Source organism: Methylophaga sp. UBA3613, from assembly GCF_002375415.1.
In the GTDB taxonomy this organism is placed as follows: domain Bacteria; phylum Pseudomonadota; class Gammaproteobacteria; order Nitrosococcales; family Methylophagaceae; genus Methylophaga.
This window is the reverse complement of sequence record NZ_DFLS01000007.1, coordinates 230,764-238,383: the sequence shown is the minus strand read 5'-3', so window position 1 is coordinate 238,383 and position 7,620 is coordinate 230,764. Positions and strand designations below refer to the sequence as shown.

At 45.1% G+C, this 7,620-nt stretch carries 10 protein-coding genes; 6 read left to right on the top strand and 4 right to left on the bottom strand.

Annotated features, from left to right (window positions below; genetic code table 11):
- The first annotated feature begins 28 nt into the window (after positions 1-28).
- Positions 29-196 (top strand): hypothetical protein, encoded by a 168-nt coding sequence (locus B3S93_RS09805; RefSeq protein WP_292748711.1) that lies wholly within the window; start codon positions 29-31, stop codon positions 194-196.
- 161 nt (positions 197-357) lie between these two features.
- Here the strand turns inward: B3S93_RS09805 and B3S93_RS09800 are convergent, their stop codons facing one another.
- The 3 genes from B3S93_RS09800 to B3S93_RS09790 are packed head-to-tail and all read right to left on the bottom strand — an operon-like array spanning position 358 to position 2,747.
- Complete coding sequence (locus B3S93_RS09800; protein ID WP_292354267.1) at positions 358-1,704, bottom strand: TolC family outer membrane protein; 1,347 nt, start codon at positions 1,702-1,704, stop codon at positions 358-360.
- Between the two features lie 15 nt (positions 1,705-1,719).
- Complete coding sequence (locus tag B3S93_RS09795) at positions 1,720-2,289, bottom strand: OmpA family protein (RefSeq protein ID WP_292402400.1); 570 nt, start codon at positions 2,287-2,289, stop codon at positions 1,720-1,722.
- Complete coding sequence (locus tag B3S93_RS09790) at positions 2,286-2,747, bottom strand: FecR domain-containing protein (protein WP_292354263.1); 462 nt, start codon at positions 2,745-2,747, stop codon at positions 2,286-2,288. Before B3S93_RS09790 ends, B3S93_RS09795 begins: the two co-directional genes overlap by 4 nt.
- A 462-nt stretch (positions 2,748-3,209) precedes the next feature.
- Between B3S93_RS09790 and B3S93_RS09785 the strand changes: the two genes are divergently transcribed.
- Positions 3,210-3,350: an entericidin A/B family lipoprotein gene (locus B3S93_RS09785; RefSeq protein ID WP_292354261.1), complete on the top strand. Its 141-nt coding sequence runs from the start codon at positions 3,210-3,212 to the stop codon at positions 3,348-3,350.
- Between the two features lie 92 nt (positions 3,351-3,442).
- Here the strand turns inward: B3S93_RS09785 and B3S93_RS09780 are convergent, their stop codons facing one another.
- Entirely contained in the window at positions 3,443-3,616 is a 174-nt protein-coding gene (locus B3S93_RS09780; protein ID WP_014705602.1) for a YqaE/Pmp3 family membrane protein, read from the bottom strand.
- A 175-nt stretch (positions 3,617-3,791) separates the two neighbouring features.
- Here B3S93_RS09780 and B3S93_RS09775 point away from each other — a divergent pair, with 175 nt between their 5' ends.
- From B3S93_RS09775 to tpiA, 4 genes are all read left to right on the top strand, one after another.
- Positions 3,792-4,313: an ankyrin repeat domain-containing protein gene (locus tag B3S93_RS09775; protein ID WP_292748709.1), complete on the top strand. Its 522-nt coding sequence runs from the start codon at positions 3,792-3,794 to the stop codon at positions 4,311-4,313.
- 188 nt (positions 4,314-4,501) lie between these two features.
- Positions 4,502-5,572, top strand: coding sequence for a class II fructose-bisphosphate aldolase (gene fba, locus B3S93_RS09770; protein ID WP_292748707.1), 1,071 nt, complete (start codon positions 4,502-4,504; stop codon positions 5,570-5,572).
- Between the two features lie 76 nt (positions 5,573-5,648).
- Positions 5,649-6,653, top strand: a complete 1,005-nt coding sequence (locus B3S93_RS09765) for a class 1 fructose-bisphosphatase (protein ID WP_292402412.1) — start codon at positions 5,649-5,651, stop codon at positions 6,651-6,653.
- 44 nt (positions 6,654-6,697) lie between these two features.
- On the top strand, positions 6,698-7,573 hold the full coding sequence (gene tpiA, locus B3S93_RS09760) for a triose-phosphate isomerase (protein ID WP_292354253.1): 876 nt from the start codon (positions 6,698-6,700) through the stop codon (positions 7,571-7,573).
- The last annotated feature ends 47 nt before the right edge of the window (positions 7,574-7,620 follow it).

Here is a 7,620-nt window from a genome sequence, read left to right as displayed (position 1 = left end):
ACGCAGTGTAGCCATCCTACATAAGTGATTGACAACGCAGGCGGCCGCAAAAATAGTCGCAGCCCTTCGGGTTGTGACTGAAAAAGCGCCACTCTGCGTGGCCTACATGGATGTAGGTCAGGGGCGTGAGCAGGATGCGGAAGCTTTGCTCGTCACTTATTTAGAACAACTACAAAAACGTCATGAACGTTTTTGAGCGCAAGCCCCAATGGGGTGAGATACATGGATGTATCTCACAAAAGGCGCTCCTCGTGCCTTGATTGACGCTTTTTCAGCTCACAACAGAGGCGGAGATGAAAGATCAACAAGCCCTAGACTGAAGCGGATATCCTGATTTAGTCGGATATCCGCTTTTAATTATTCTGTATCAGCTTCCTGATTGGCTACTGTAATCGCTTCTTCACGTTGTTCGATAGCCATGGTTTCCAGCAGTTTACCCATTGATTGCATCAGCCAGTAACAGGCGTATATCCGGTCATAATAGACTTCGGTATATTCAATTCCGGCGCTAAGCAATTCATTCTCAGTATCTAATAAATCAACTAAGGTACGTTGCCCCACGCGAAACTGGGACGCATACGCTTCACGGGTTTTTTCGGCAGCTTCAACCCGTTGCTGTAATCCCGGTAAACGATTGTTAGCATTTACCAATGCATTCCATGCCAGGCGAACATCCAGCCCAATTTCCCGTTTTGCCCTATTAATCAGCTCTTTTTGCTGTTCACTCAAATGTTCAATTTGTTCTACCCGGGCCATATCTGCGCCGCCATTCAACAGGTTATATTGCAGGCGGAACATCGCATAGAGACCTTTGTCTTTGCCTGGCTCACCATCAAGATTGTTATTTGCTGACGCACCCAAATCCAAATCGATACGAGGATGAAACGCAGATTTAGCCGCATTTTCCTGGGCCAGAGAGGCTTCATGATCCGCCAGTGCGCTGCGCAGAGTTGGATGCTGGTTGTAGGCGATTTTTACCGCATCATCCAGCGTGGCAGGGGCTTTGTCACAGCAATCATCACCGGGGTTACTGAGATCTTCCGGCATTGTTCCAACAACCCGTTGAAAATTGGTTCGGGCATCTTCGATATTGCCAAGTTGTGATTCAAGATTTGACTTTGCCAAAGATAAACGTGCCTGGGCCTGTTCAACATCGGCCTGACGGCCTACCCCGCTCTCAGCCCGTTGCTGGATCTGAGAAAAAATCGTTTCATGCGATTGCAGATTGGTTTGGGTCAGTTCCAAAAGATCCTGTCGACGCAGAACATCAAGATAAGCTTCAATTGCCTGCAAGCTGGTGCGTTCAGAAATATCCGTTACTGCATACCCGGCAGAGTCGGCAGCGGCGGAAGTACGATCGACCTCACTTTTGGTATAAAAGCCATCATATAACATTTGTTTTGCGGTAATGCTGGCCTCGCCTCGCGTCAGCGTCTCGCTGCCGGGGCGTGTAGCGGGATTCTTGGTATATTCACGCCCATATCCCAAATTCAGGTCAACTTTTGGAGCGTAACCTGCACGCGCTTGGTCAATTGTTTTATTCACACTCAATCGACGATATGCTTCGGCCAGAATTTCAGGGTTGCTTTGAATGGTCTGCTCGACGGCCTGAACCAGCGTTTGCGCCAGAATTGTCGGAGAAAAAGCCGTTACACCTGTCAACAAAGTGGTGCTAAGCGCGAGTACTTTAATTTTTCTGTTCATCTATCCAACACTCCATCAGCGAACGTCTATTTCAACACGTCGATTTCTTGCTTCAGCAACTTCATCGGCAGTCTCAATTAACAGCTCCGATTCGCCCATACCTTTGGTTGTAATGATATTTTCCGGAATGCCACGTCGTATAAGTTCCTGGCGAACCCTCTGTGCGCGACGTTCTGACAAGCCAATATTATATTGTTCAGACCCCATAGTATCAGTATGTCCGATAACAATCGCTTCAGCAATTTGTCTCGCTTTTATTTCATCAAAGACTTTTTGAGCCTCTGTTTCTGATTCTGGAGTAAACGTGCTGGTATCAAAGATGAAATACAGACGGGCGCGATAAGGTTCTGCAGGTAAAGCGGCCATCGCAGGTTCCATTTCAGGATCTGCTTCTACCGGCGGTTTGGCACAAAACGGTGATTCGCCCTCTGTCAGCACCATAGGTGCTTCAATCTCTTCTCGCATTTCGGAAGTAGGTGTTTCCGGACCAAATGAATTGACAGCACTGCTGTAACCGCTACATCCGGTGATGAATACGGGAAGTAACAAAAAAGATATCATTCGGAATATATGTGTCAGCATCATGGCGCTTCTTTAGTAAGTGGATCGACTTTTACTGATAATGTTGAACATGAAGCCGTCAGCGTCGTCGTTGGTGTATGGACTTTTACTGCATCCAGTCTTTTGGCAGTCAATTGGCCACCAACTAATGCCAGCGTTCCATTAACAATAGATAAATCTGCCTGTCCTTGTTGTGATTGGTTATCAAAATGATAACTGTCAATCGAAAAACGGGTGTTGGGGCCAGCACCGATACGGGTATTGTCGTTAAACAAAATCCCTACACTGCTATTGTTATCGGTATGCAATGCATCATCAATAAAGACTTCATCTCCCAAGCCAACTTTAACAAATTCACCGGCACGAATTAACTGCACATCACCCAGCAGTGTTTTTACCACACCCACACTTTGAGCATACCCTGTCGAGCTAAAAAGCAGAGTGAATGATAATAAAGCTAAAACTATTTTTTTAGGCACCATATCTCTCAGAACCATCCATTGGTTACAGCCGTTATAACGAAGTCTAACGTTTGATTTAAACACTATAAAAGACGAGATTGCTCTAAATCACATGAATCACAAAATGGTCAGATTCATGGTTTATTCAAAAAGATTCCGCCAATACAATGTGAACTCTGTCACATTTTTTTCGAGATGACTATATTTAACAGAAAATAAAGCTTATGAATTCAATTTCTTCAAACCAATAAACACGACATCAATTAATAATCGTTTCTTTTGGATTGACTGTTAACCACATTATCGGCATAAATAGCATCTGGGTGAAGAAAAAATACAATAACAAAATGTAGCTCCAAACAGAGTAGGCGGCTTAATTGACTGTAAAAATTTACCAGGCAATTCGGTCAGCTTGCTTGCTCTGGTCTTAAAGATTGGGTTTCCCAAATTCTTTTTACACATTCATTTTTCTAAGGAATTAACATGAAAATTACAGCTGTATTTTTATCTTTGTTTTTTATCTTTGGACTTGCTGCTTGCAACACGATTGGAGGCATAGGCGAAGATGTAGAGGCTGCCGGTGGTGCAGTCGAAGAATCAGCAGAAGAAAATAAAAACTACTAGTTTTACCTGCTTTTTCAACTAATCTACTTAGTTAAGTTAAATGAAAAAAGCCCTGCTGACATAACGTTCCGCAGGGCTTTTTTATCGCAATTTTAATGTTTCAAAATCACATATAACGCATGAATAATGCCTGGAATGAATCCGAGCAATGTCAACAAAATACTTAACCAAAAATGTCCTTTAAAACCAACTTCCAGGAACACCCCTAACGGCGGCAGTAAAATAGCGAACAGAATTTTGATTGGATCGGTCGCGGTAAAAGCCATATTGATTTCCTTTATTTTGGTTCGTCGATAAATTGCACGAGCAATCAGTATAGACACACTTCACTGATCCACATTAACCTGTGTTTAATTTAATCCCGGACGATTACGTTGTTAGCTACAGGTCGGCCCAACTCTGCCAGATTTTTATCAGATAGAAATCGATAAGGATAAACATGTGGATAAACCCGAAGATAATCAAAAACCTTCGCTAGATGATGAAACACTGGAACTTGCGCAACAGCTGTTTGAACTGGCACGACAAGGTAATACTGAAGCATTAGAAAAACCGCTGGAACTGGGACTGGCCCCCAATATTCGCGACAGCAATGGCAACAGTCTGTTAATGCTGGCGACCTATAATGGTCACGGAGCAATTACCCGACTGTTACTGCAACATGGTGCGGATCCTGAACTCGCGAATTTACGCCACCAAACACCGCTGGCTGGAGTGGCTTTTAAAGGTTATGTAGATATCGCTCAAATATTGATAGAGCATGGTGCGGACGTTAATGCCACCACTCCTGATGGAAAAACACCACTGATGTTTGCGGCTATGTTTAACCAAACAGCAATCATGGAGTTATTACTCTCTCATGGCGCTAATGCTGATTTAAAATCCGCCGAAGGTATGACGGCAATGAGTCTGGCGCAATCAATGAATGCCCAGGACAGTATTCAGCTATTATCCGATCGCTAGTTTTTACACCTAAACATAATTTTTTCTTATACGCTTCATAAAAATATCTAACTTCTTTTTATCCAAAAAATATGCCTAAACTGCCTATGGTTTTTATTCAGGCAAGGGCGTGATTTTGGCTTAAATCAGTTTCAGCGCCAATCCTGCTTCAAAAAACCTCTGATTTGCAAAGATAAAAAGGTAGGCTTATGGCGTTAATATCAATGCGACAACTGCTGGATTATGCTGCTGAACAACAGTTCGCGATTCCGGCTTTCAATGTCAGTAACATGGAGCAGGTCCAGGCTATTATGCAGGCAGCTGACGCCGTAGACAGTCCTGTTATTCTGCAGGGATCGGCCGGTTCACGTTCTTATGCCGGTGAACCATTTCTCCGCCATTTGATTCTAGCTGCGATAGAACAATATCCACATTTACCTGTTGTGATGCATCAGGATCATGGAGCCGAGCCTGCGGTCTGTGCACGCTCTATCCAATCCGGCTTTAGCTCAGTGATGATGGATGGCTCTTTGATGAGCGATATGAAAACACCTTCATCTTTTGACTATAACGTCGACGTCACCCGTAAAGTGGTCGAAATGGCCCATGCCTGTGGAGTTTCTGTAGAAGGCGAACTAGGCTGTCTGGGCTCACTGGAAACCGGCATGATGGGTGAAGAAGACGGACATGGTTCGGATGACAAGCTGGATCACAGTCAGTTATTAACTGATCCTGATGAAGCGGTTGAATTTATCAGACAGACCCATGTCGACGCGCTGGCTGTGGCCATTGGTACCAGCCATGGCGCCTATAAATTCAGTAAGCCACCGACTGCTGATGTGTTAGCCATCAGTCATCTGCTAAAGTTGCAACAACGTTTGCCAAATACCCACTTTGTCATGCATGGCTCCAGTTCGGTACCACAGGATTGGCTGCAAATCATTAATAATTACGGTGGTGATATTGCTCAAACCTATGGTGTGCCGGTTGACGAGATCGTCTCCGGTATTAAATTTGGCGTACGCAAAGTCAATATTGATACCGATTTACGTATGGCTACCACGGGTGCAATTCGTCAATATCTGGGTCAGCCGGAACATGCCAGCGATTTTGACCCACGTAAATTCTATAAAGCCGCTACCACGGCAATGCAGGCGATCTGCCAATCCCGTTATGAAGCTTTCGGTAGTGCCGGACATGCCAGCAAAATCAAAGTGATTTCACTGGAAAAAATGGTGAAACGTTACGCCTCAGGAGAGCTTTCCCCCAAAGATCTCTGATTTATCTCCGTAACAAATCTCTGCCTTTTTTGGCATTGGCAGTAAATGGCGTAACCGTTTTTTAAGGATAACAACCATGAAGCCACATATCAGCTTGACCCAATTTATTATTGAGCAACAACGCAGCATCCCCAACGCATCTGGCGATTTCACCATGCTGCTGAGTGATATTGCCAGTGCTTGCAAGCGTATTGCTCATGCCGTCAGTCGTGGTGCAATGACGGGTCAGCTTGGCAGTGCCGAAAGTGAAAATGTGCAAGGTGAAACCCAAAAGCAGTTGGATATTATTACCAACGACATCATGGTTGATGCCCTCGAGTGGACCGGCCATCTTAGTGGCATGGTCTCTGAAGAAATCGATGAGCCGATTGCCATACCTGAGCACTTTCCCAAGGGAAAATATCTCGCTCTGTTTGACCCGTTGGATGGTTCATCGAATATTGATATCAACCTGACCGTAGGCACTATCTTTTCAATATTAAAGGGCCGCGAAGGCCGTAATGCCAGCCTGGAAGATTTTCTGCAACCAGGCAACCATCAGGTTTGTGCGGGGTTTGTTTTATATGGTCCTTCAACCTTGATGATTCTCACCACCGGGCATGGTGTTAATGGCTTTACTTTGGATCCGGATATCGGGGAGTTTGTGCTGACCCATCGCAATATGACCATCCCCGAAGATTCGCAGGAATTTGCCATCAATATGTCCAATCAGCGTTTCTGGGAAGCGCCTGTGCAACGTTACATTGATGAATGCATGCAAGGCAGGCAAGGCCCTCGCGGCAAGAATTTTAATATGCGCTGGGTCGCTTCTATGGTCGCTGAAGCGTATCGAATTCTGACCCGTGGCGGCATCTTCCTTTACCCACTTGATCAGCGTCAGCCAGACAAAGGTGGCAAGTTGCGTTTGATGTACGAAGCCAATCCAATCGGCTTTATTATTGAGCAGGCCGGGGGTCTTTGCTCAACGGGCCGACAACGCATTCTGGATATTCAGCCTGAGAGTATTCATCAACGTATACCGGTCATTCTCGGCTCAAAAAATGAAGTTGAACGGGTGGTTGATTACCATCAGCAAGCGTAAACAGTACCAGTGATCCAAACCGTTTTATCTAAGGTGTAAACATTATGCGTAAACCATTGGTGGCCGGAAATTGGAAAATGAACAATCCAACCGAAAGCCCACGAACATTACTCCAGAATATTTTACACAGCGCCCATATGCTTGACAGCATCCTGTCCAGCAGTGAAAACGCCCTACCAATAGATATCGCTCTGTTTCCGCCATCAGTGTATCTCAGAGAAGCACAGGAAGTGCTGTCCGGTTCCAGACTTCAATGGGGCACCCAAAATGTCTCTGCCTATGATGAAGGACCTTATACCGGTGAGATTTCGGCTTCGATGATTAAAGGCTTTGGCTGTCACTACGTTTTAATTGGCCACTCAGAACGTCGTTGCCTGTATGAAAAGCTGGAACTCGATCAGTATGTTTTAGATCAAATTGTCGCTGAAAAATACGCCCAGGCAATCAACAATGATCTCACTCCAATTATCTGCATCGGCGAAACAGAAGATGACTATGAATCAGGCAAGACGGAGGAAGTGATTGCTCGCTTACTGGATATTTTAATTGCTCATAAAGGGCCAAAAGCATTAGCCAATGTAGTGCTGGCCTATGAACCTGTATGGGCTATCGGCTCCGGCAAATCTGCTACACCGGAATGGGCTCAGAGTGTACACAGCTTTATGCGTCAGCGAATTGCCAAACATGACCAGGCCAGCAGTGAAACTGTTCGAATTATTTATGGTGGTAGCGTCAAAGCCCATAATGCTGCGGCAATCTTCTGCCAAGCAGATGTTGACGGCGGCCTTATCGGTGGCGCTTCACTCGACGCCGAGGAATTTATCCAAATCTGTTTTGGTGCGACTCAATCCTACACTTGCCAGCCTGGCCATATGAATATCCCACCAGAACTCGAAGCTGGGACTAACAAGGGATTATGAACTTGAGAATAAAGCTTCTGGAATCCTGTTTTAAGGTGGGTTTTCCC

Coding starts and splice junctions, on each gene's coding strand:
- B3S93_RS09795 (WP_292402400.1), bottom strand. CDS start 2,289: ATGATGCTGACACATATATTCCGAATGATATCTTTTTTGTTACTTCCC.
- B3S93_RS09785 (WP_292354261.1), top strand. CDS start 3,210: ATGAAAATTACAGCTGTATTTTTATCTTTGTTTTTTATCTTTGGACTT.
- B3S93_RS09800 (WP_292354267.1), bottom strand. CDS start 1,704: ATGAACAGAAAAATTAAAGTACTCGCGCTTAGCACCACTTTGTTGACA.
- B3S93_RS09790 (WP_292354263.1), bottom strand. CDS start 2,747: ATGGTGCCTAAAAAAATAGTTTTAGCTTTATTATCATTCACTCTGCTT.
- fba (WP_292748707.1), top strand. CDS start 4,502: ATGGCGTTAATATCAATGCGACAACTGCTGGATTATGCTGCTGAACAA.
- B3S93_RS09780 (WP_014705602.1), bottom strand. CDS start 3,616: ATGGCTTTTACCGCGACCGATCCAATCAAAATTCTGTTCGCTATTTTA.
- tpiA (WP_292354253.1), top strand. CDS start 6,698: ATGCGTAAACCATTGGTGGCCGGAAATTGGAAAATGAACAATCCAACC.
- B3S93_RS09765 (WP_292402412.1), top strand. CDS start 5,649: ATGAAGCCACATATCAGCTTGACCCAATTTATTATTGAGCAACAACGC.